Genomic DNA, 20756 nt, shown 5'->3' on the forward strand with positions numbered 1-20756 from the left:
GCGTCGCACACAAAGTGTGATTGACGATTCGTCAGACCGTCTGTCGTTCGGTCTGCCGTGCCGTCTGCCGTCATGCCTGGCATTCCGTTCGGCAATCCGCTGTCATTCCGTCTGTAGTCGTCCGATGTCACCCGACCCGAGGAAGCGGCCGTCGTTTGAACCTCATGCGCTGGAGCGCCCGGCTCACCGGAGCCCCGTGGCGTGCCGCCACCCCCGCCGCGTCCGGCGAGCCGGTCACCGTCCCGGGCCCGCGCGACCCCAGCGCCACGCCGGGCCTGCTCGACCTGCGTGACATCCACGAGCTGTACGACCTGCGGAACGTGCTCGGCCGCCTCCCCGCACCGGTCGCGGTCACCTACGGCCCACTGCACCAGCTCGGATACGCCAACAGCGCGTACCGCGAACTCTTCGGCGAGCGCACCAACGGGCTGCCGGCCGGCGAGGCCCTGCCCGAGCTCACCGCACTCGGCGTGCTGCCCCTGATGGACCAGGTCATCCGCAGCGGACGTCCGCGCAGCGTGAAGGCCCGCTGCATCCTCGGCCTCGGCGGCAGCCGGTACTACAACGTCGCCTGTGTTCCGCTCGGCTCCGAAGAGGAACCGGGACCGCCGGTCGGTGTCCTGATCTTCGCCTCCGAGGTCACCGACCAGGTCCAGGCCGCCACCCGCCTGCGCGAGGCCGAGCGCCGCCAGCGAGAGGCCGCCGTCACGCTGCAGCGCAGCCTCCTCCCGCAGAAGCTCGAGCAGCCCGCCGACCTGCGCGTCGCCGCGACCTACCAGCCCGGTGGCGCCGAGGCCGCGGTCGGCGGCGACTGGTACGACGTCATCGGACTCGGCGGCGGCAGAACGGCACTCGTCATCGGCGACGTCATGGGCCGGGGCCTCCGTGCGGCAGCCGTCATGGGCCAGCTGCGCACCGCGGTCCGCGCGTACGCCCGCCTCGACCTGCCGCCCCACGAGGTCATGCGCCTCCTCGACGGCCTGGCCATGGAGATCGACGCCAACCAGATCGCCACCTGCACCTATGCGGTCTGGGACCCGGAACCCGGCACCCTCCTCTATGCCTCGGCCGGCCACCTCCCCCTGCTGCTCCGCTGCCCCGACGGCACCGTCCTGCGCGGCGAGGAGCAGAACGGCCCACCCCTGGGCACCGGCGGCGGCACCCACCTCTCCCACACCCTGCGCCTGCTCCCCGGCACCACCGGAGTCCTCTATACGGACGGCCTGGTCGAACGCCGCGACGAGGACATCGACCAGGGACTCGACCTCCTCGCCCGCGCCCTGGGCGGAGCGGTCGGCGGGCCCGATGTCGTCTGCGCCCGCCTGTTGCGGGCCATGGGGGTCACCTCGGAGCACGACGACGACGTGGCGGTGCTGGCCTTCCAGCTGTCGGCCGAGCAGGCCGCCGAGGCGCCTCTTGACTCGGGGTCCGCCGAGGTCTAGTGTTCTTCGAGCTGCCTGACAGGGAGAACCGGACGCGCAATCTGCACGGACGGTCCCGGGGGAGCCACTCCTCTGAAACACCACTTCTTTTCCGTGCTGGGTCGCGCCTTGTCGCGTTCCAGTGCGAATTGTTGTGCGCACGTTTTGGGGATTGCAGCCGGATTCGCTTTCCGAAGCGGGGATCGGCTAAGGTTTGAAGCGTCGGACGGGCCGTCAGGTCGGTTCTGGCAAAGCCTCCTGAAGCCGGGAAGCGCGAAAGACGGTCAGAGTAGATCTGATAGAGTCGGAAGCGCCGAAAGGCCGAAGGAAACAGCAAGTCAGGGAAGAGCGCGAGTTCGGATCTGATAAGCTTGAAACACGAAAGAACGAAGCGCCCGGAGAGACACGAGAGTGTTTTGAAGGAAGTGTCCGTTCCTTGAGAACTCAACAGCGTGCCAAAAGTCAACGCCAGATATGTTGACATCCCCGGCCTGGACCGTTCGGTCCGGGTTGGAGATTCCTTTTGAAGTAAAAACACAGCGAGGACGCAGTGCGCGGGATCACCCTATTCCGGTGGTTGCCGTGCCGCTCAACGCGAGTGTCTCACCCGATTACGGGTAAACATTCACGGAGAGTTTGATCCTGGCTCAGGACGAACGCTGGCGGCGTGCTTAACACATGCAAGTCGAACGATGAAGCTCTTCGGAGTGGATTAGTGGCGAACGGGTGAGTAACACGTGGGAAATCTGCCCTGCACTCTGGGACAAGCCTTGGAAACGAGGTCTAATACCGGATATGACCTGCCTCTGCATGGGGGTGGGTGGAAAGCTCCGGCGGTGCAGGATGATCCCGCGGCCTATCAGCTTGTTGGTGGGGTAACGGCCCACCAAGGCGACGACGGGTAGCCGGCCTGAGAGGGCGACCGGCCACACTGGGACTGAGACACGGCCCAGACTCCTACGGGAGGCAGCAGTGGGGAATATTGCACAATGGGCGAAAGCCTGATGCAGCGACGCCGCGTGAGGGATGACGGCCTTCGGGTTGTAAACCTCTTTCAGCAGGGAAGAAGCGCAAGTGACGGTACCTGCAGAAGAAGCACCGGCTAACTACGTGCCAGCAGCCGCGGTAATACGTAGGGTGCGAGCGTTGTCCGGAATTATTGGGCGTAAAGAGCTCGTAGGCGGCCTGTCGCGTCGGATGTGAAAGCCCGGGGCTTAACCCCGGGTCTGCATTCGATACGGGCAGGCTGGAGTGTGGTAGGGGAGATCGGAATTCCTGGTGTAGCGGTGAAATGCGCAGATATCAGGAGGAACACCGGTGGCGAAGGCGGATCTCTGGGCCATTACTGACGCTGAGGAGCGAAAGCGTGGGGAGCGAACAGGATTAGATACCCTGGTAGTCCACGCCGTAAACGTTGGGAACTAGGTGTTGGCGACATTCCACGTCGTCGGTGCCGCAGCTAACGCATTAAGTTCCCCGCCTGGGGAGTACGGCCGCAAGGCTAAAACTCAAAGGAATTGACGGGGGCCCGCACAAGCAGCGGAGCATGTGGCTTAATTCGACGCAACGCGAAGAACCTTACCAAGGCTTGACATATACCGGAAACGGCTAGAGATAGTCGCCCCCTTGTGGTCGGTATACAGGTGGTGCATGGTTGTCGTCAGCTCGTGTCGTGAGATGTTGGGTTAAGTCCCGCAACGAGCGCAACCCTTGTTCTGTGTTGCCAGCATGCCTTTCGGGGTGATGGGGACTCACAGGAGACTGCCGGGGTCAACTCGGAGGAAGGTGGGGACGACGTCAAATCATCATGCCCCTTATGTCTTGGGCTGCACACGTGCTACAATGGTCGGTACAAAGGGCTGCGATGCCGCGAGGCGGAGCGAATCCCAAAAAGCCGGCCTCAGTTCGGATTGGGGTCTGCAACTCGACCCCATGAAGTTGGAGTTGCTAGTAATCGCAGATCAGCATGCTGCGGTGAATACGTTCCCGGGCCTTGTACACACCGCCCGTCACGTCACGAAAGTCGGTAACACCCGAAGCCGGTGGCCTAACCCGTAAGGGGAGGAGCCGTCGAAGGTGGGACCAGCGATTGGGACGAAGTCGTAACAAGGTAGCCGTACCGGAAGGTGCGGCTGGATCACCTCCTTTCTAAGGAGCAATAGCCGACTGCGAGCGAATGTCTCGCACGGTTGCTCATGGGTGGAACGTTGACTATTCGGCACAGTTTGGGGATGGCTCGTTAGTACTGCTTCGGCGTGGAAAACGGATCGTCACTTGACTGGGTCGGGCACGTTGTTGGGTCCTGAGGGAACGGCCGTAAGGCTGTTGCTTCAGAGATGCCGGTCCCACTGAAGAGGTCCCTTGGGGTCTTGGGGGTGGGTGACTGGTCGTTGTTTGAGAACTGCACAGTGGACGCGAGCATCTGTGGCCAAGTTTTTAAGGGCGCACGGTGGATGCCTTGGCACCAGGAACCGATGAAGGACGTGGGAGGCCACGATAGTCCCCGGGGAGCCGTCAACCAGGCTTTGATCCGGGGGTTTCCGAATGGGGAAACCCGGCAGTCGTCATGGGCTGTCACCCATACCTGAACACATAGGGTATGTGGAGGGAACGCGGGGAAGTGAAACATCTCAGTACCCGCAGGAAGAGAAAACAACCGTGATTCCGGGAGTAGTGGCGAGCGAAACCGGATGAGGCTAAACCGAGATGGTGTGAGACCCGGCAGGGGTTGCCGTTTCGGGGTCGTGGGAGTGAGCTTGATCGGTCTGCCGGCCGGTCGGCGAGTCAGAAACCGTTGGTGTAGTCGAAGGACATGCGAAAGGTCCGGCGTAGAGGGTAAGACCCCCGTAGACGAAACATCAGCGGCTTGCTTGCTCATTTCCCAAGTAGCACGGGGCCCGAGAAATCCCGTGTGAATCTGGCGGGACCACCCGCTAAGCCTAAATATTCCCTGGTGACCGATAGCGGATAGTACCGTGAGGGAATGGTGAAAAGTACCGCGGGAGCGGAGTGAAATAGTACCTGAAACCGTGTGCCTACAAGCCGTGGGAGCGTCGCTCGTCGTTTTCGGACGGCGGGTCGTGACTGCGTGCCTTTTGAAGAATGAGCCTGCGAGTTTGCGGTGTGTAGCGAGGTTAACCCGTGTGGGGTAGCCGTAGCGAAAGCGAGTCCGAATAGGGCGTCTGAGTTGCATGCCCAAGACCCGAAGCGGAGTGATCTAGCCATGGGCAGGTTGAAGCGCGGGTAAGACCGTGTGGAGGACCGAACCCACCAGGGTTGAAAACCTGGGGGATGACCTGTGGTTAGGGGTGAAAGGCCAATCAAACTCCGTGATAGCTGGTTCTCCCCGAAATGCATTTAGGTGCAGCGTCACGTGTTTCTTGCCGGAGGTAGAGCACTGGATAGGCGATGGGCCTCACCGGGTTACTGACCTTAGCCAAACTCCGAATGCCGGTAAGTGAGAGCGTGGCAGTGAGACTGTGGGGGATAAGCTCCATGGTCGAGAGGGAAACAGCCCAGAACACCGACTAAGGTCCCTAAGCGTGTGCTAAGTGGGAAAGGATGTGGAGTCGCAGAGACAACCAGGAGGTTGGCTTAGAAGCAGCCACCCTTGAAAGAGTGCGTAATAGCTCACTGGTCAAGTGATTCCGCGCCGACAATGTAGCGGGGCTCAAGCACACCACCGAAGTCGTGTCATTGCAGCAATAGGGCCAACGCCTGCTGTGATGGGTAGGGGAGCGTCGTGTGCCGGGTGAAGCAGCGGTGGAAACCAGTTGTGGACGGTACACGAGTGAGAATGCAGGCATGAGTAGCGATACAAGAGTGGGAAACTCTTGCGCCGATTGACCAAGGGTTCCTGGGTCAAGCTGATCTGCCCAGGGTAAGTCGGGACCTAAGGCGAGGCCGACAGGCGTAGTCGATGGACAACGGGTTGATATTCCCGTACCCGCTTTGAAGCGCCAACGCTGAACCTCTTGATGCTAAGCCCGCGAAGCCGTCCCGGAGTCTTCGGACAAAGGGGAGTGGTGGAGCCGGTGACCCAACGGGGTAGTAGGTGAGCGATGGGGTGACGCAGGAAGGTAGTCCAGCCCGGGCGGTGGTTGTCCCGGGGTAAGGGTGTAGGACGCAAGGTAGGCAAATCCGCCTTGCACATAGTCTGAGACCTGATGCCGAGCCGATTGTGGTGAAGTGGATGATCCTATGCTGTCGAGAAAAGCCTCTAGCGAGTTTCATGGCGGCCCGTACCCCAAACCGACTCAGGTGGTCAGGTAGAGAATACCGAGGCGTTCGGGTGAACTATGGTTAAGGAACTCGGCAAAATGCCCCCGTAACTTCGGGAGAAGGGGGGCCGGATCTGGTGAGGGAACTTGCTTCCTGAGCTGGGGCCGGCCGCAGAGACCAGCGAGAAGCGACTGTTTACTAAAAACACAGGTCCGTGCGAAGCCGTAAGGCGATGTATACGGACTGACGCCTGCCCGGTGCTGGAACGTTAAGGGGACCGGTTAGTCCGATTTCGGTCGGGCGAAGCTGAGAACTTAAGCGCCAGTAAACGGCGGTGGTAACTATAACCATCCTAAGGTAGCGAAATTCCTTGTCGGGTAAGTTCCGACCTGCACGAATGGCGTAACGACTTCTCGACTGTCTCAACCATAGGCCCGGTGAAATTGCATTACGAGTAAAGATGCTCGTTTCGCGCAGCAGGACGGAAAGACCCCGGGACCTTTACTATAGCTTGATATTGGTGTTCGGTTCGGCTTGTGTAGGATAGGTGGGAGACTTTGAAACCCAAACGCCAGTTTGGGTGGAGTCGTCGTTGAAATACCACTCTGGTCGTGCTGGATGTCTAACCTGGGTCCGTGATCCGGATCAGGGACAGTGTCTGGTGGGTAGTTTAACTGGGGCGGTTGCCTCCTAAAGAGTAACGGAGGCGCCCAAAGGTTCCCTCAGCCTGGTTGGCAATCAGGTGTTGAGTGTAAGTGCACAAGGGAGCTTGACTGTGAGACCGACGGGTCGAGCAGGTGCGAAAGCAGGGACTAGTGATCCGGCGGTGGCTTGTGGAAGCGCCGTCGCTCAACGGATAAAAGGTACCCCGGGGATAACAGGCTGATCTTCCCCAAGAGTCCATATCGACGGGATGGTTTGGCACCTCGATGTCGGCTCGTCGCATCCTGGGGCTGGAGTAGGTCCCAAGGGTTGGGCTGTTCGCCCATTAAAGCGGTACGCGAGCTGGGTTTAGAACGTCGTGAGACAGTTCGGTCCCTATCCGCTGTGCGCGTAGGAGTGTTGAGAAGGGCTGTCCCTAGTACGAGAGGACCGGGACGGACGAACCTCTGGTGTGCCAGTTGTCCTGCCAAGGGCATGGCTGGTTGGCTACGTTCGGGAGGGATAACCGCTGAAAGCATCTAAGCGGGAAGCCTGCTTCGAGATGAGCACTCCCACCTCCTTGAGAGGGTAAGGCTCCCAGTAGACGACTGGGTTGATAGGCCGGATGTGGAAGCCCTGTAAGGGGTGGAGCTGACCGGTACTAATAGGCCGAGGGCTTGTCCTCAGTTGCTCGCGTCCACTGTGTTGTTCTGAAACAACGACCCCATGCCTGGCCAGGTGTGGTGCGGTCAACGGTTTCATAGTGTTTCGGTGGTCATAGCGTGAGGGAAACGCCCGGTTACATTCCGAACCCGGAAGCTAAGCCTCGTAGCGCCGATGGTACTGCAGGGGGGACCCTGTGGGAGAGTAGGACGCCGCCGAACAATCATTCCAGAGAACCCCTCTTCCTTCGGGAAGGGGGGTTCTTTGCGTTTGGCGAGCTGACGCGACGTAAGGTCGTATTCATGACTGCTACCGACCACAGCCAGGTCATCGTCTCCGCGCTTCTCTCGGACGACGAATCCCGTGCCGCCGAGGAGATCATCAGTGCAGCGGCCGTCTCGGACGGCCGACAGGCGGTCTCCGAGCAGGGGCGTCTCCGGCTGAAGGCTCGCGAGCCCAGGCAGGGGGTGGTGCACCTCCTGCAGCGTGCGGCGGACCAGGCAGTCGGATACGCCCAGCTGGAGCTCCCCGCAGCCGGTGAGGCCGGTCAGCGGGGCAAGGCCGGGACGGCCGAGCTGACCGTGGCGCCCGACCACCGGGGCAGGGGCCTCGGCCGGCAGCTGATCGACGCCCTGATCGCCGAGGCCGACGGCCCGGTGGAGTTCTGGGCCCACGGTGGTCACCCGGCAGCCCGCCACCTGGCCGACGCCTACGGTGCCGAGCTGGTGCGCGAGCTCCGCCAGATGCGCCGGACCGCCGATGCGCCCGAGCAGCCGCCGCTGCCCGAGGGCGTCACCGTCCGTACCTTCCGCCCGGGCGAGGACGACGCGGAGTGGCTCCGCCTCAATGCCCTCGCCTTCGCCCATCACCCCGAGCAGGGGTCCTGGACGGAGCAGGACCTGGCGGACCGTATCGCCGAGCCGTGGTTCGACCCGGCCGGCTTCTTCCTGGCGACCCGCGGTGACCGCCTGGTGGGCTTCCACTGGACGAAGGTGCACCCGGAGGGGCTCGGCGAGGTGTACGTCGTCGGCGTCGACCCCGCCGAGCAGGGCAGTGGCCTGGGCCGGGCGCTGACGGCGGTCGGCCTGCGCCACCTCGCGGAGGACCGCAAGCTGCAGACCGTGCTTCTCTACGTCGACGCTGACAATTCCGCCGCTGTGCGGGTATATGAACGATTGGGTTTCACCATCCACGAGGTGGACCTCATGTACCGCGTCCAGGGCCCGGCGCAGACCTGAACGGGAGAGCCGGGGTGGAGGCGGAGGAGCGACGGCCACAGGGGTGACCGCCTCAGCTTTCCTCCTGGCCACGCGGTGTTTACCGTGGATTAAGTTGCCGCCGCGAAGATCACAGGATGACGTCAGTAGTGCCTCGCCCCCGCGCGGCCGGCCGGCACCTGCGGGCCGACCGGCTCCCGGCTGCTTCCGGGCGTGGGGATACGGCACCGCAGGACGTTGACGGCATGGACGTCACCACGGCATGTCCGTCACCGAGGACGGCACGAACATCACGGACATCGTCCTGCTGGAGGAGCTGGAACCCATGAGCATCCCCCGCCCCGTCCCTGTCCCCCAGCCGAGCCCGGCCCGACGGTCGGCCACGTCGACGGCGATGACCTCGGCGCTCGGGTTGTCGCTGGACGACCGTGAGGCGCTCGCCCTGGCCGCCGCCGGCCCGGAGATCGAGGAGCTGCCCCAGGGCCGGTTCCTGGATCGTGAGCGCAGCTGGCTGGCGTTCAACGAGCGGGTGCTGGAGCTGGCGGAGGACCCGCAGATCCCGTTGCTGGAGCGCACCAAGTTCCTGGCGATCTTCGCGAGCAACCTGGACGAGTTCTTCATGGTCCGGGTCGCCGGTCTGAAGCGCCGGATCGCCACCGGCGTGGCGCAGCGGTCGGCGTCCGGCCTGCAACCGCGCGAGGTGCTGGACCAGATCTGGACCAGGTCCCGTGAGCTGATGGCCCGCCATGCGGCCACCTTCCAGCAGGAGGTGCTGCCGGACCTCGCGGCGGAGGGCATCGAGCTGGTCCGCTGGAGCGAACTGGCGGACAAGGAGCAGTCGCGGCTGCACACGCTCTTCCGGCAGAAGATCTTCCCGGTGCTGACCCCGCTGGCGGTCGACCCGGCGCACCCGTTCCCGTACATATCGGGGCTGAGCCTCAATCTGGCCGTCGTGGTCCGCAACCCGGTCTCCGGTCACAAGCACTTCGCCCGCGTGAAGGTGCCGCAGTCCCTCTCCCGCTTCCTGGAGGCGTCGCCGCAGCGGTACGTGCCGCTGGAGGACGTGATGGGGGCACACCTCGAGGAGCTCTTCCCAGGGATGGAGGTGCTCGCCCACCACGCCTTCCGGGTCACTCGCAACGAGGACCTGGAGGTGGAGGAGGACGACACCGAGAACATCCTCAAGGCGCTGGAGAAGGAGCTGATGCGGCGCCGGTTCGGCCCGCCGGTCCGTCTCGAGGTCGAGGAGTCGATCGACCCGTACATCCTCGATCTCCTGGTGCGCGAGCTGAACATCACCGAGGCGGAGGTCTTCCCGCTGCCCGGCCCGCTCGACCTGACCGGGCTCTTCGGGATCGCGGACCTCGACCGGCCGGAGCTGAAGTACCCGAAGTTCGTGGCGGGCACGGCGCGCGGGCTCACCGACGTCGAGTCGGCCTCGCAGCCGGACATCTTCGCGGCGATGCGCGAGCGGGACGTCCTGCTCCACCACCCGTACGACAGCTTCTCCACCTCCGTCCAGGCCTTCCTGGAGCAGGCGGCGGCCGATCCGGACGTCCTGGCCATCAAGCAGACGCTGTACCGGACCTCGGGTGACTCGCCGATCGTGGACGCGCTGATCGACGCGGCCGAGTCGGGCAAGCAGGTGCTGGTCCTGGTCGAGATCAAGGCGCGCTTCGACGAGCAGGCCAACATCAAGTGGGCCCGCAAGCTGGAGGAGGCCGGCTGCCACGTCGTGTACGGGCTGGTCGGGCTGAAGACGCACTGCAAGCTCTCGCTGGTGGTCCGCCAGGAGGGCGACACCCTGCGGCGCTACTCCCACGTGGGGACGGGGAACTACCACCCGAAGACGGCCAGGCTCTACGAGGACCTGGGTCTGCTGACGGCGGACCCGCAGGTCGGGGCCGACCTCTCCGACCTGTTCAACCGGCTCTCCGGGTACTCGCGCCGGGAGTCATACCGGCGCCTGCTGACCGCGCCCCGCGGGCTGCGGGACGGGCTGATCGCCAGGATTCACGGGGAGATCGCGCACCACCGGGCCGGGCGGCCCGCGTACGTGAAGATCAAGGTCAACTCGATCGTGGACGAGGCCCTGATCGACGTGCTCTACCGGGCCTCCCAGGCCGGCGTGCCGGTGGACGTGTGGGTGCGCGGCATCTGCGCGATCCGCCCCGGCGTGGCCGGGCTGAGCGAGAACATCCGGGTGCGCAGCATTCTCGGGCGCTTCCTGGAGCACTCGCGGATCTTCGTCTTCGGCAACGGTGGCGAGCCCGAGGTGTGGTTCGGCAGCGCCGACATGATGCACCGCAATCTGGACCGCAGGATCGAGGCGCTGGTCCGGGTGACCGACCCGGCGCACCGGGCGGAGCTGTCCGGGCTGATCGACCTCGGGCTGTCGGACGAGACCGAGTCCTGGCACCTGGGCGCCGACGGGGCCTGGACCAGACACTCGCAGGACGCCGAGGGGAGGCGGCTGCGCCATGTGCAGAACCTGTTCGTCGACTCGCGTCAGCGCCGCCGCAGCTCCTCGGCGGCGCGCTGAGCACGGGTCCCTCGTACCAGCACGCACGTAGACACGTACGGACACGTACGAGCGAGCACGCGCACGCACCGCATCAGGGCCACCAGCAGTCGGCCACCAGCCCCGGGGTAGGGCCCTCGGGGGGACGGGGAACCCAGCCATGACCGATGCGCCGATGACGGCCCGGACCGGGCCGAAGGACGCCGCCAACGCCGCGACCTCCGCTGCTACCGCAGGGGAGGTTCTCTCCGGCTTTCTGACCGCCCAGGCGGGCGCCTTTCTGCGCGCCCTGCCCCAGGCGGTCGGTGAGGCGGGCTCGAGACCGGGCGCGCTCCCGGCGGGTACGGCCGGGGCCGTCGCGGCGGCGGGCACGGAGGACCTGCTGCGGTCGGTCCGGCGGATCGGCGGGGCTCTGCACACCTTCGGGGCGGCCTTCGAGCCCGGCTGGGCCGAGGAGACCAGGACCGAGCTGCGCTGGCTGCTCAACCTGCTGGCGCAGGAGCCCGCGTACCTGCGGCGGTCGGCCAGGCTGCTGGCCGCGCTGGACTCGCTGAGCGAGACCGACCCGGACGGCCCCGGCATGCTCGCAGGGCACTCGGGCGCGCCGAAGGCCCGGGCGCTGCTCGAGCGCCAGCTCACGCTGGCGCGCACCCGGGCGCACACCGCGCTGCTGCAGGAGCTGCGGTCGGCCAGGCTGCACGCCCTGGCGGACCGGATGACGCTGCTGGCCAGTGACGTCCCGCTGCTGGCGGGTGGGTCGTCGGCCCTGCTGCCGCAGGCCGCGGCTGCTCTGGCCGCCCTTGCGGCGGGTGCTCAGCTGCTCCCGCTGGGCCGTGCCGCGACGCCGTACGGCGGAAAGGGGCTGCACCGCCTCGCGGCGGTCCCCCCGGCGCGCGGGGCGGAGCCGGTACGGGCGGCGGCCGGCCCCGCTGCGGAGGTCGAGGCCGATGCGGCGCTGGCGGCGGACGACGCCCCCTGGCACCGGGTGCGCATCCTGGTCAAGCGGGCCCGCTACGCCCTGGAGGTCTGCGGCTCCCCGGCCGAGGAGATCGGGGAACTCGACGCGCTGGACCGCACCCTCGACCGCCATCAGGAGGCGGCCGACGCCGCCGTCACCGTCGCCACGGCGGCACGGACGCCCCGGATCACCCCGGCGACCGCGTACGTGCTCGGTGTGGTGCATGCTGATCAGCGACTGGAGGTGGAGGCGGCCAGGTACGCCTTCGGCCACCAGTGGCCGAACCTCCCGCATCACGGATGGCATGAATGGGCGACCGCCTGAGCGCACCGCAGAGCGCGAACCGTACGAACGGCACCAAGGGCGCGCGGACGCTGCGCCCCTGGTCCGCGACACCCGCGAAGGAGCCGTCCAAGGCACCCGCGAAGGAGCCGTCGAAGCGGCCGTACCCGAAGCTGCGGAAGGCCGTCGGGCACGGCCAGACGATCCTGGCGGCGGGAGCGGTGCTGTGGGTGCCGGGCCCGGAGAAGAAGAACGGGAAGGGGCGGAAGAAGCCCCGGATCGCGCTGATCCACCGGCCGAAGTACGACGACTGGAGCCTGCCCAAGGGGAAGCTGGACCGGGGGGAGGGCTGGCGGACGGCCGCGCTGCGCGAGGTGCGGGAGGAGACCGGGCTGAGCTGCGTGCTGGGGGACGAGCTGCCCGCGCAGCACTATCTGGCGCAGGGGCGGCCCAAGGAGGTCCGGTACTGGGCGGCGGTGCCGACAGGCGGGTCCTTCACGCCGAACCGTGAGGTCGACCGGCTGGAGTGGCTGTCACCGAAGAAGGCCAGGGCCAGGCTGACGCACGAACGCGACCGGCTCCTGGTGGACGCCCTGCTGGAGCTCCTGAGCGATCGCCGTACGGGCCGCAGCGCCTGAACCCGGACCCGGGGACGGCTGTCGGGTGATCTCGCCGCGCCCTGCCCGTGACGCAACCGTTACTACCGGACGCTGTTTCCTGCCATCCGTTCGAGGTTCACTCTCCGTTCATTTGCGACGGGCTGACGCGTCACCTGCCCGGCTTAACTTCGGTGTCACCGGAGGGCCGAACGGGCCCCGGACCACAGCAAAACCCGCGCCACCGAGCCGCGTACCGAATCATCGCGTCGGCCCGGCAGAGCGCAGGTAGTGCCACAGAAAGGGACACCCCTAGTGAAGCTCCAGCGGAACGGCCGCTCCAAGGCCCTCGCCATCGGTGCCATGGCGCTCGTCAGCTCGCTGTCGCTCGCGGCCTGCGGCTCCGATGACAACACCAGCAGCTCGACGGCCACCGGCAGCGCCGGTGCCTCCTCCTCGGCCGCGCAGATCGCCTGTGGCAAGGGTGGCCAGCTGCTCGCCGCCGGTTCGACCGCGCAGACCAACGCGATCGACGTCTGGAAGGCCGCCTACGGCGCCGCCTGCTCCGGCAGCACCATCACCTACGGCGGTGGCGGCTCGGGCGCGGGTGTCCAGCAGTTCAACCAGGGCAAGGTCAGCTTCGCCGGCTCCGACTCGGCGCTGAAGCCGGCCGAGGTCGACGCCTCCAAGGCGGTCTGCAAGACCGGCCAGGGCATCAACCTGCCGATGGTCGGCGGCCTGATCTCGATCGTCTTCAACGTGGACGGCGTGGACAAGCTCGTCCTGGACGGCCCCACCGTCGCGAAGATCTTCGACTCGCAGATCACCAAGTGGAACGACCCGGCCATCGCCGCCCTGAACCCGGGCGTGACCCTGCCGGCCGCCGACATCCAGGCGATCCACCGCTCGGACGACTCCGGTACCACCGCCAACCTGACCGGCTACCTGGCCAAGGCCTCCGCCGGCGCCTGGACCTACCCCGCCAGCAAGACCTGGGCGGGCAAGGGCGGCCAGTCGGCCAACGGCAGCGCCGGTGTCTCGGCCCAGGTCAAGCAGGTCAAGAACTCGATCAGCTACGCCGAGCTCTCCTACGCCCAGACCAACAACCTGAAGAGCGCCTCCATCGCGACCGGCGCCAGCAAGCCGGTCGAGGCCACCGCCGCCAACGCCGCCACCACCTTCGCCAAGGCGAAGATCGCCGGTACCGGCAGCGACCTGGCGCTGAGCCTGGACTACGCGACCAAGGAGGAGGGCGCCTACCCGCTCGTCCTGGTCACGTACGAGATCGTCTGCGACAAGGGCAACAAGGCCGACACCGTCGACACCCTGAAGTCCTTCCTGACCTACACCATCAGCGACGCCGGCCAGCAGGCCATCGGTGCCAAGGGCTACGTCCCGCTGCCGAAGGAGCTGACCACCAAGGTGCAGGCCGTCATCCCGACCCTGGCCTGATCCTCTGAACCACCGGCAGGGCGGCCCTCGATGAGGGGGGCGGGGCCGCTCTGCCGGGCCAGATCCGCAAGTACAAGTCCGGGGCACCGCCGCCATGGTGCCGCCCTCCTGCAGGGCAGCGCCGCCAGACCGGAGTAGACGATCATGACTTCATCACCCCCTGCCACCGACCGAGGCAGGGCCCGCCGGAGCCGGGCCGACAGCCGGCTCGGCGACAGCATCTTCTTCAACCTCTCCCGGGGCTCGGGCATCCTGCTGCTGGTCATCATGGCCGCCATCGCAGGATTCCTCGCGTACCGTTCGGGCCTTGCCCTGAGCAAGAACGAGGGCAGCTTCCTCACCACCTTCGAGTGGTCCCCGGACGCCCCCAAGCCGGTCTTCGGCATCGCGGTGCTGGCCTTCGGCACCATCGTCAGCGCGGTGATCGCCATGCTGATCGCCGTCCCGGTGGCCATCGGCATCGCGCTCTTCATCTCGCACTACGCGCCGCGCCGGATCGCCCAGCCGTTCGCCTACCTGGTGGACCTGCTGGCCGCGGTCCCGAGCATCGTGTACGGCCTCTGGGGCGCGCTCTTCCTGGTGCCGCACATGAACGGCCTCACCGCGTGGATGGACCAGTACCTCGGCTGGACCTTCGTCTTCGACCAGACCCAGACCGGCGTGACGCCGCGCAACCTGTTCACCGTCGGCATCCTGCTGGCGATCATGGTGCTGCCGATCATCACCGCCGTCAGCCGTGAGGTCTTCCGGCAGGTCCCGCGGATGCACGAGGAGGCGGCACTCGCCCTCGGCGCCACCCGCTGGGAGATGATCCGCACCGCCGTCCTGCCCTTCGGCCGCCCCGGCATCATCTCGGCCTCGATGCTCGGCCTCGGCCGCGCACTCGGCGAGACCATCGCCGTGGCCACCGTGCTCTCCGCCAACAGCGTCCTCTCGCTGCACATCCTGGACCCGGGCGGCGGCACCTTCGCGCAGAACATCGCCCTGAAGTTCGGCGAGGCGGGCCCGTTCGGCCGCGACGCACTGATGGCCTCCGGCCTCGTCCTGTTCGTGATCACCTTGCTGGTGAACGGCGCCGCCCGACTGATCATCGCGCGCCGCAAGGAGTACTCGGGGGCCAACGCATGAGTGCCGTGACCACTACCGCTTCCGCGTCGCTCCCGCAGCTGCGCCGCAGCCTGACCACCGCCCGGCTGCCCAGGTGGGCCCCGGCCGGGGTGGCCGTCCTCGCCATCGCGCTCGGCTGCGCCATCGGCGCCGGCGCGGGCCTGGCCAGCCACCTCCAGTGGGGGCTGATCGCCGCCGGCCTGTTCCTCGCCCTCAGCTACGGCCTCTCGGCCCGGGTCGAGGGCCGCCGCCAGGCCAAGGACCGGTTCGCCACCTCGGTGGTCTGGGTCGCCTTCATCCTGGCGGTCGTCCCGCTCGCCTCGCTGACCATCTACACGGTCCAGCAGGGCATCGGCGTCGTGGACGGCTACTTCCTCAGCCATTCCATGAAGAACGTGATCTCCTCCGGCCCGGGCGGCGGCATCTACCACGCGCTGATCGGCACCCTGGAGCAGGTCGCCCTGGCCACCGCGATGGCCGCCCCGATCGGCCTGATGACCGCCGTCTACCTGGTCGAGTACGGCCGGGGCCGACTGGCCAAGGTCGTCACCTTCTTCGTCGACGTGATGACGGGTATCCCGTCGATCGTCGCCGGCCTGTTCATCCTCTCGCTCTGGAACATCGTCCTGGGCTTCGACTACTCCGGCTTCTCCGGCAGCCTCGCGCTGGCGATCCTGATGATGCCGGTCGTCGTCCGCTCCACCGAGGAGATGCTCAAGCTCGTCCCGAACGAGCTGCGGGAGGCCTCGTACGCCCTCGGCGTGCCCAAGTGGAAGACCATCCTGCGGATCGTCATCCCGACCGCGATCGGCGGTATCACCACCGGTGTGATGCTGGCCGTCGCCCGAATCACGGGCGAGACCGCGCCGGTGATGATGCTGGTGTTCGGCGCTGACTTCATCAACAGCGACCCGTTCAACGGCCCGCAGCAGTCCCTGCCGCTCTACATCTGGCAGCAGTACGCCTTGGTCAACAACGACTTCGGGTACGCCCGCGCCTGGGGTGCCGCGCTGGTGCTGATCGTCTTCGTGATGAGTCTCAACCTCATCGCGCGGGGCATCGCACGCTGGCGCTCGCCCAAGGCCGGGCACTGACGACACCGACTGACGTACGAGAACGAGAAGAGACGAAAGATCATGGCCAAGCGCATCGACGTCAGCGGACTGTCCGCGTACTACGGCACCACCAAGGCCATCGAGGACATCTCGATGACCGTCGAGCCCCGCTCCGTGACGGCCTTCATCGGCCCCTCGGGCTGCGGCAAGTCCACCTTCCTCCGCACCCTCAACCGCATGCACGAGGTCATCCCCGGTGCGCGCGTCGAGGGCAAGGTGCTGCTGGACGACGAGAACCTGTACGGCTCCGCGGTCGACCCGGTCGCCGTCCGCCGTACCGTCGGGATGGTCTTCCAGCGGCCGAACCCCTTCCCCACCATGTCGATCTACGACAACGTCGCGGCCGGGCTGAAGCTCGCGGGCGTGAAGAAGAAGTCCGTCCTGGACGCGGTGGTGGAGAAGTCCCTCAAGGGCGCCAACCTCTGGAACGAGGTCAAGGACCGGCTGAGCAAGCCCGGTGCCGGCCTCTCCGGCGGCCAGCAGCAGCGTCTCTGCATCGCCCGCGCCATCGCGGTCGAGCCGCAGGTGCTGCTGATGGACGAGCCCTGCTCGGCCCTCGACCCGATCTCGACCCTCGCCATCGAGGACCTGATCGGCGAGCTGAAGTCGCAGTACACCATCGTGATCGTCACCCACAACATGCAGCAGGCGGCCCGCGTCAGCGACCGTACCGCCTTCTTCAACCTGGCCGGCGTCGGCCAGCCGGGCAAGCTGATCGAGCTGGACGACACCCAGCGGATCTTCTCCAACCCGTCGGTGCAGGCGACCGAGGACTACATCTCCGGCCGCTTCGGCTAAGCAGTTACTCCTCGCTCGCCGCCGGGCGCTCTGAACCCGGCGTCGACGCTCCTCGCTCCGGCGCTCCTTCGTCGCTTGTCGATCGTCACTTTCGACACCGGCGCGCCCTTTGGCTCGCGAGGGATAAAGCTGCTCCGTGGTGCTGCATGGCGGTGCCGCCACGGAGTATGAGGAAGGGCCCGCCCCCGAGGTATGGGGGCGGGCCCTTCCGTCATGTCGTGCCCGGTGTGCTAGTTGAAGATCAGATGGATGATCCAGTACATCACCGCTGCGACGATGGCGGCCGCCGGCATCGTGATGAACCAGCCGAGCACGATGTTCTTCGCGACCCCCCAGCGCACCGCGCGGATCCGCTTGGTGGCGCCCACACCCATGATCGCCGAGGTGATCACGTGGGTCGTGGAGATCGGTGCCTTGAAGACGAACGACGTGATGTACATGATCGTCGAGGCGGTGGTCTCGGCCGCGAAGCCCTGCGGCGGGTCCAGCTCGATGATCTTGCGGCCGAGCGTCCGCATGATCCGCCAGCCACCCGCGTAGGTGCCGAGGGAGAGCGCCGTCGCACACGAGATCTTGACCCAGATCGGGATCTCGCTGCCGCTCTGGTGCCCCGAGATGGTGAGTGCCATCACCACGATGCCCATGGTCTTCTGGGCGTCCTGCAGACCGTGTGCGAGGGCCATGGCGGCGGCCGAGCCGGTCTGCGCCACGCGGAAGTTGCGCTTGGCGCGGTGCGGGTTGGTCCGCCGGAAGATCCACAGGATCGCCAGCATCACCAGGAAGCCGAAGCACAGGCCGACGATCGGAGAGACGATCATCGGGATGATGATTTTGTCCACCACACCGGACCAGATCACCTCGGTGCCGCCCGCCAGCGCCGCGCCCACCAGGCCGCCGAACAGCGCGTGCGAGGAGGAGGACGGCAGGCCGAAGTACCAGGTGGTGAGGTTCCAGGCGATCGCGCCGGTCAATGCGGCGAACAGGATGGCCAGACCCTGGTCGCCGCTCGGAGTCTCGATCAGCCCCTCGGAGACGGTCTTGGCGACCCCGGTGCCCAGGAAGGCGCCGGCCAGGTTCATCACGGCGGCCATCGCCAGAGCAGCTCTGGGGGTCAGCGCCCGGGTGGAGACCGAGGTGGCGATGGCGTTCGCCGAGTCGTGGAAGCCGTTGGTGTACGTGAAGAAGAACGCCACCCCGAGGACGGCGATGAGTGCTGCCGTATCCACGCTGGTCAGGACTCCTTGACGGCGATGGTCTCCACCGTGTTGGCCACGTGCTCGAACGCGTCGGCAGCCTCTTCGAGAACGTCCACGACCTGCTTGAGCTTGAGCACCTCGATGGCCTCGTACTGGCCGCTGAAGAGGTGGGCGAGCAGCTTGCGGTGGATCTGGTCCGCCTGGTTCTCCAGCCGGTTGACCTCGATCCAGTACTCCGTGAGGTTCTTCATCGTGCGCAGGTGCGGCATCGCCTCCGCGGTCAGCTCGGCAGCCCGGGCCAGCACCTCGATCTGCTGCTCCACGCCCTTGGGGAGGGTCTGGATGTCGTAGAGGACGACCAGGTCGACGGCCTCCTCCATGAAGTCCATGATGTCGTCCAGCGACGAGGCGAGGCTGTAGATGTCCTCACGGTCGAAGGGCGTGATGAAGGAGGAGTTGAGCTGGTGGAACACCGCGTGAGTGGTGTCGTCGCCCGCGTGCTCGGCGGCGCGCATGCGCTCGACGATTTCCGCGCGGCCGGACACGTCTGAACCCAGCAGTTCCAGCAGGAGCTTCGATCCGACGACGAGGTTCTCCGCGGCTGCGGCGAACATGTCGTAGAAGCTCGTCTCCTTCGGGGTCAGGCTAAAACGCACGGAAATCTCCGATGTGCGGGGTAGGGACTGAACGATGCTAGGCGCAAGCCGTCCGAACTGTGCAAACGGGGTCTGCACACCGATGTGTGGACGTGAGCCCTCAGTCTGACGGAACCTCGGTCCGTTTGCTCCCGCCCTGCATGTGGAGATCCGCGGCTGCCGCCCGTACGGGGGAACACGCCGTGCTCCCCATGTGTTGGACACTGGAGGCTCACGCACGGGCGCGTACCGAGACTGAGCACCGAGAGACTGAGGCGGGCCGGATGACCACGATTCAGACGGGCACCGAGACGCAGGGCCAGGCCCACGAGCCCGCCGCGCACCCGGGCCCGCACGGGTACAGCTCCCAGAAGGCCGAGCACCTCAAGCGGCTCCGCCGGATCGAGGGGCAGGTCCGCGGCCTGCAGCGGATGGTCGACGAGGACGTCTACTGCATCGACATCCTGACCCAGGTCTCGGCGAGCACCAAGGCGCTGCAGTCCTTCGCGCTGTCGCTGCTGGAGGAGCATCTGCGGCACTGCGTCGCGGCAGCCGCCGAGGAGGGCGGGGCCGAACTGGACGCCAAGGTGGCCGAGGCCACCGCCGCCATCTCGCGCCTGCTGCGGACCTGAGCACGGCCTGAGGCTGAGGACGTATCAGTCGTCCGGCGGCTCGTCCTCGCGGTCGAGGAGCACCTCGTCGATCCGCTCGGGGGCCAGCCGTTCCCCCGGACTGGCGGTCGCGGCGATCATCAGCTCGCCCGCCAGCTCGATCTCGTCGAGCGCCGCCTGGTCGTGGCCGCCCTTCCGGGCCTCCGAGGACGCGACCACCTGCACCACCCCCTCCGACCGTCCGGCATCAGGGCAGCAGCCCACAGGTCCAGCGTAGGGAGGCGGTGGGCCTGGCCCCATGGCACGGACGGGTCATCTCTGCCGCCGCGGGAACTACTCAGGCCGGTGGCCGGCAGGGGCGGGCCCACTCCGGGGCCCACCCCGACCAGTCCTGCTCGGCCTTGACCGGGCCTACTTGGCGGGTGCCGAGGCCTTCATCGAGTAGACCTCGGCCTGAGTCGGCTCGGCCGCCTCGACCGGCTTGCCGAAGTCGCCGAGCGAGACCGTGGAGACCACCTTGACCTGGTCCTTCGCCTCCTTGGAGCCGGCCACCCCGGCGAAGGAGAAGGTCTCCACCACCTTGTGCAGCCGCCCCTGACCGTCCAGCCAGGCCTCGTACGGGACCTCCTTCGCGGTGAAGGTCTGGGCGGCCATCCGCAGCCCGTCCGCGCCCCGGCCACCGGTCGCATCGGCGGCCTTGGCGAGGTCGAGGGTGCCCTTGTAGTGCTTGAGCTCCACGCCGTCCACGGTCTCGGTGCCGACCAGCTCGGCCTTCTGCGCGCCGCGCAGTGCACCTGCCGCACTGGCGGGATCGGTGGCGCCGCTGCTCACCAGGTTCCCGTCGGGCAGCTGGCGGACGTCCAGCCGTACCCACTTGCCCTCGGGGATCTTCGCGGCGCTGTTCTGCAGGTAGACGGTGCCCGGCAGCACCACCTCGACGATCTTGCCGGTGGTCGCCGCGCCGGGTGGCACGTTGACCTCCAGCTTGCCGATCCGCTTCACGTAGTCGTATCCGCCGGCGCCGTTGAAGACCGCCTTCTTCTCGGCGGACTCGGTGACCAGCTCCGTCTTCGCGTGCGCCGAGCCGGTACGGCCGGTGATGTCGGCCGCGCTGCGTACGGCCGTCAGCGGATCGGCGGAGAGCTGGTCCGCGGACGCGCCCTGTGGATGAGTCCCACCGCCTCCGCAGGCGGTGAGGGCGGCGGCGAGCACGGCCGCGGCTGCGGCGGTGCGGGCGGGCTGTGGCAGCCGACGACTCTTCTTCAGCTTCTTCACTCTCGAGACAACCCCCTCGGGCCCTCTTGCCCGGCAAGCCGCCACC

The 20756-nt window shown here is 66.7% G+C and carries 13 protein-coding genes, 3 rRNA genes and 1 pseudogene; 13 read left to right on the forward strand and 4 right to left on the reverse strand.

The window, feature by feature from the left end; all coding sequences use genetic code 11:
• Positions 1–155: 155 nt before the first annotated feature.
• The 12 genes and pseudogenes from FB465_RS19685 to pstB form a co-directional block, all read left to right on the forward strand.
• A pseudogene (locus tag FB465_RS19685) lies at positions 156–1433 on the forward strand (PP2C family protein-serine/threonine phosphatase); the annotation flags it as partial.
• A 612-nt stretch (positions 1434–2045) separates the two neighbouring features.
• Positions 2046–3569: ribosomal RNA gene (locus FB465_RS19695) — 16S ribosomal RNA — on the forward strand.
• Between the two features lie 278 nt (positions 3570–3847).
• Positions 3848–6969 (forward strand): 23S ribosomal RNA (locus FB465_RS19700).
• Between the two features lie 82 nt (positions 6970–7051).
• Positions 7052–7168 (forward strand): 5S ribosomal RNA (gene rrf, locus FB465_RS19705).
• The 16S, 23S and 5S rRNA genes sit together here, the layout of an rRNA operon.
• Positions 7169–7249: 81 nt before the next feature.
• Positions 7250–8185 carry a mycothiol synthase gene (gene mshD / locus FB465_RS19710; protein ID WP_145792406.1) on the forward strand — a complete coding sequence of 312 codons (936 nt, stop codon included), beginning with the start codon at positions 7250–7252 and terminating at the stop codon, positions 8183–8185.
• 304 nt (positions 8186–8489) lie between these two features.
• Positions 8490–10706 carry an RNA degradosome polyphosphate kinase gene (locus tag FB465_RS19715; protein ID WP_425461253.1) on the forward strand — a complete coding sequence of 739 codons (2217 nt, stop codon included), beginning with the start codon at positions 8490–8492 and terminating at the stop codon, positions 10704–10706.
• A gap of 139 nt (positions 10707–10845) precedes the next feature.
• Positions 10846–11967 carry a CHAD domain-containing protein gene (locus FB465_RS19720; RefSeq protein ID WP_246192735.1) on the forward strand — a complete coding sequence of 374 codons (1122 nt, stop codon included), beginning with the start codon at positions 10846–10848 and terminating at the stop codon, positions 11965–11967.
• A 131-nt stretch (positions 11968–12098) separates the two neighbouring features.
• Positions 12099–12563 carry an NUDIX hydrolase gene (locus FB465_RS19725; protein ID WP_425461254.1) on the forward strand — a complete coding sequence of 155 codons (465 nt, stop codon included), beginning with the start codon at positions 12099–12101 and terminating at the stop codon, positions 12561–12563.
• A gap of 273 nt (positions 12564–12836) precedes the next feature.
• A complete protein-coding gene (gene pstS / locus FB465_RS19730; protein WP_145792408.1) occupies positions 12837–13973 on the forward strand; it encodes a phosphate ABC transporter substrate-binding protein PstS in 1137 nt (378 codons plus the stop codon).
• 144 nt (positions 13974–14117) lie between these two features.
• Entirely contained in the window at positions 14118–15101 is a 984-nt protein-coding gene (gene pstC / locus FB465_RS19735; RefSeq protein WP_145792410.1) for a phosphate ABC transporter permease subunit PstC, read from the forward strand.
• Positions 15098–16174: a phosphate ABC transporter permease PstA gene (pstA, locus tag FB465_RS19740; protein ID WP_145792412.1), complete on the forward strand. Its 1077-nt coding sequence runs from the start codon at positions 15098–15100 to the stop codon at positions 16172–16174. Before pstC ends, pstA begins: the two co-directional genes overlap by 4 nt.
• A 42-nt stretch (positions 16175–16216) precedes the next feature.
• Positions 16217–16993 (forward strand): phosphate ABC transporter ATP-binding protein PstB, encoded by a 777-nt coding sequence (gene pstB / locus FB465_RS19745; RefSeq protein ID WP_145792414.1) that lies wholly within the window; start codon positions 16217–16219, stop codon positions 16991–16993.
• 230 nt (positions 16994–17223) lie between these two features.
• Here pstB and FB465_RS19750 read toward each other — a convergent pair whose 3' ends face one another.
• Together FB465_RS19750 and FB465_RS19755 are read right to left on the reverse strand one after the other, a co-directional pair.
• Positions 17224–18219, reverse strand: a complete 996-nt coding sequence (locus FB465_RS19750) for an inorganic phosphate transporter (RefSeq protein WP_145792416.1) — start codon at positions 18217–18219, stop codon at positions 17224–17226.
• Positions 18220–18224: 5 nt separating this feature from the next.
• The gene (locus FB465_RS19755) at positions 18225–18845 is read right to left on the reverse strand and encodes a DUF47 domain-containing protein (RefSeq protein WP_145792418.1); all 621 of its coding nucleotides are present in this window, start codon (positions 18843–18845) and stop codon (positions 18225–18227) included.
• Between the two features lie 263 nt (positions 18846–19108).
• On the opposite strand from FB465_RS19755, the gene FB465_RS19760 reads away from it, so the two are divergent.
• Complete coding sequence (locus tag FB465_RS19760; RefSeq protein WP_145792419.1) at positions 19109–19456, forward strand: metal-sensitive transcriptional regulator; 348 nt, start codon at positions 19109–19111, stop codon at positions 19454–19456.
• Positions 19457–19480: 24 nt separating this feature from the next.
• Here FB465_RS19760 and FB465_RS35915 read toward each other — a convergent pair whose 3' ends face one another.
• Entirely contained in the window at positions 19481–19654 is a 174-nt protein-coding gene (locus FB465_RS35915; RefSeq protein WP_170290644.1) for a hypothetical protein, read from the reverse strand.
• 192 nt (positions 19655–19846) lie between these two features.
• Entirely contained in the window at positions 19847–20710 is an 864-nt protein-coding gene (locus FB465_RS19765) for an SCO4651 family lipoprotein (protein WP_145792421.1), read from the reverse strand.
• Positions 20711–20756: the final 46 nt, after the last annotated feature.

The organism is Kitasatospora atroaurantiaca, from assembly GCF_007828955.1.
Classification (GTDB): Bacteria; Actinomycetota; Actinomycetes; order Streptomycetales; family Streptomycetaceae; genus Kitasatospora; species Kitasatospora atroaurantiaca.

Coding starts and splice junctions, on each gene's coding strand:
- mshD (WP_145792406.1), top strand. CDS start 7,250: ATGACTGCTACCGACCACAGCCAGGTCATCGTCTCCGCGCTTCTCTCG.
- FB465_RS19715 (WP_425461253.1), top strand. CDS start 8,490: ATGAGCATCCCCCGCCCCGTCCCTGTCCCCCAGCCGAGCCCGGCCCGA.
- FB465_RS19720 (WP_246192735.1), top strand. CDS start 10,846: ATGACCGATGCGCCGATGACGGCCCGGACCGGGCCGAAGGACGCCGCC.
- pstC (WP_145792410.1), top strand. CDS start 14,118: ATGACTTCATCACCCCCTGCCACCGACCGAGGCAGGGCCCGCCGGAGC.
- pstA (WP_145792412.1), top strand. CDS start 15,098: ATGAGTGCCGTGACCACTACCGCTTCCGCGTCGCTCCCGCAGCTGCGC.
- pstB (WP_145792414.1), top strand. CDS start 16,217: ATGGCCAAGCGCATCGACGTCAGCGGACTGTCCGCGTACTACGGCACC.
- FB465_RS19760 (WP_145792419.1), top strand. CDS start 19,109: ATGACCACGATTCAGACGGGCACCGAGACGCAGGGCCAGGCCCACGAG.